This is a genomic window from Streptomyces sp. NPDC052107, from assembly GCF_040680215.1.
GTDB lineage: Bacteria > Actinomycetota > Actinomycetes > Streptomycetales > Streptomycetaceae > Streptomyces.
This window is the reverse complement of record NZ_JBFAWG010000234.1, coordinates 1-2,632: the sequence shown is the minus strand read 5'-3', so window position 1 is coordinate 2,632 and position 2,632 is coordinate 1. Positions and strand designations below refer to the sequence as shown.

1 protein-coding gene is annotated in these 2,632 nt (G+C 68.3%); it reads right to left on the bottom strand.

Going from position 1 to position 2,632, the window contains the following annotated elements:
• Positions 1-485 precede the first annotated feature (485 nt).
• Complete coding sequence (locus tag AB0M27_RS47295) at positions 486-1,229, bottom strand: SGNH/GDSL hydrolase family protein (protein ID WP_365732389.1); 744 nt, start codon at positions 1,227-1,229, stop codon at positions 486-488.
• Between the last annotated feature and the right edge of the window lie 1,403 nt (positions 1,230-2,632).

The window sequence follows — 2,632 nt, the reverse complement described above, 5'->3', positions numbered from 1 at the left end:
CGAGGAGGGTGCCCGACGTCGCCTGGGCGCCGGGCGTGCGCGTAGCACTCTGCCACAGGTTCACTACGCTTCGCTAATCCAACTGGTGAGCCTCCCGCGGTCTCATGGCGTGCCGCCCTGCTGGCGGATCGTAGGCGGGGGTCGGTCACGGGCGCAGCCGAACCCGGCAGACCGTCGGAACTGGACCTGCCCGATGATCTACGGCATGGACAACCGCCGCCGACCGGCACGAGTCCCCGAATCGTCACTCACACCAGACCCGCGACCTGCGATTTCACGATGGACGTCACTCAATGCCTGGTGCTGTCGTTGCTCATGAACATCGGAGCGTTCGTCTCCTGGCGCTGTGCGGCAATGGGAGAAGCTCAGGGGACGTCTGCGCTGCCGCGGAGCGTCGGGACATCGGGTCGATATGTGGGCAGGGCCCCTGGTCCACGGAAGACCGGGGGCCAGGGGCGTGGGGTGCCGGTTCTTCGTGAGAGCGGTCAGCTGTTGGCGTTGAGGACGGGATAGTAGCCGGATGCGTGGCCGGTGGCGGTGGGGTGGTAGGACTCCCAGCTCGGGGAGGCCACCAGGGAGTGCAGCCAGTCGTCGCCGGAGCACAGTTCGTGCCCGTTGAAGGTGGAGCGGGCGTCGCCGAAGACGAAGCCGTGCGCTGCGGCCCGGTCGGCGATGACGTTGTCGAGGACGTCCGCGGCCTCGTCGATCTTGCGGTGCTTCGTGTCGCTGAGTCCGACGCAGAAGACACCGAGGGTGTACATCCGCGGATAGCCGAGCACGACGACCTTGGCGTTGGGTGCCTTGGTGCGAATCGCGTTGTAGGTGGCGTCCAGGCGGGCGGGCAGCGTGTTCTGGGCGTAGCTCTCGGCCTGGTTGACTCGGTTGACGCAGTCGCTGTCCGAACCGGTCACGCAGGTGGTCATGACGTCGGAGAAGCCCGCGTCGTTGCCGCCGATGGTGACGGAGACCAGCGTGGTGGAGGAGTTCAGCGGTCCGAGCTGGGAGTTGGTCACGTCCGTGGTCACTGCACCCGAGCAGGAGGTGTCGGCGAACGAGGACGGGGCGTGGGCGTTCTTCCACAGGTAGGGGTAGGCGCTGAAGCTGCGGTGGCAGGAACCGCTCGAACTGTCGTAGTTGCCGGCTCCGTTGCCGGCCGCGTAGGAGTCGCCGAGGGCGACGTAGGAGGCGCCGGCGGCCTGTGCGGGAGCGGTCAGTGTCAGGCTGAACACGGTCGCGAAGCACAGCGTGGCGAGGGCTGATAGAGATCTGACGGGTCTCACGAAACCTCCCGAGAGCGAAAACCGGTTGCTGTTGGGCCGGAGGACGACGGACGCAATGAGGCGTGCCCATGACAAGCGTTCTTCTCGCGTAGACTCCGCGTGCGCCGCGGCGTGCGGGAGCGCCAAGCGGATGCGACGTGAACGACCGTCGCCTGCCGGTGACTTGCGTCGGCGACGGACTGACGGGGGAGTGGCGGCGCGCGCAGTGCAGGCTCGGTCGGGGCGGTGCGCGACCGAGCGCAGACGCGGCCGGAGGGAGTGTGGGGTCGGGGAGTGTCAGCGCACGTGGGTGCCCTGTGTGTTCAGTTCCTGGTCACCGGCCGTATGGGAGGCGTACCGCCCCTGGGGCCGGCGCTGTCGCCGAGTGCGGGTGAGCTGCCCCGGCGCCGTGGGGAAGCAGGCCGTGGGTGCGGGTCGTGGGCGCGGTGGGTGCCGCCGTCGTGAACAAGTCGGACGCCGGGGCGGTTGGCCCGGCGTGTCTCGTGGTGCTGCACGTTTCGAACCGCACGCGGTCCTCCTGGGAGGGGATGCCTTCAGGGGGGTACGGCACAAGCGCCCGCCGAAAAGCCGCATTCGGCGTGCTCCTGACAAGTTCAAGTCTTGATTATCCGAGGCATGAGTGCGGTAGGCAAGCAGTCGGGCCAAAATCCGCGCATGTGGCACCAGAACGTGTACTCGCCTGTAGTAGCCCCAAGTCCCCCCGTGGACATGCCAGTTCGTGCATCGCCCTACAAGCGTGCGAGCGCGCGGCGGTGTGACTGCCCGGTGCTCGGGCGCGACTTCCGCATCTGGGGGCGTCAAGCGGGCGTGGACTCGCTGGCTTGCCGGCACGGCATCAGCCTGCGCGGCGCAGTCCGGGCGCTCCGCCCCGGGGCTCGTTCCGGCGCCGGGCGCCGAGGAAGGCGACGACGCCGGCCGTGACGTGGACGCCTGGGGTGCTCGTCCAAGCTGTGGCCGACCGCAGCGACGAAGGCCTCCTCAAGGCCAGGCGCGAGATCGACGCCGTACCCCCCGCTCCCGCCAGGGTCTCGGACAACGCGCTTCTGCGTCGTTTCCTCGCCACAGCGAAGTTCTGGTCCGCTCCGCGCACGCGGAGGTCCCCCGTCGGCTTTCCTGTCGGCGATGGTGTGGGCGCTGTCCGCCCTGCGGCTCACCACCGATGAACTGCCACCACCCTCTTTATGCCGTTCTCGGCTGCTCCGCTGACACCTGCCGGTGATCTCCAGCTGGAGAAACTCCGGCACGGCAAGCATGGTGGGAGCGTCGCTGATCAGCTAAGCGAACCTATGCGAACCGTGGGGCTCGGTGTGGGTTCTGCCCATCTTGGTGGGGCTGCGTGAGCGTGGAGGTGG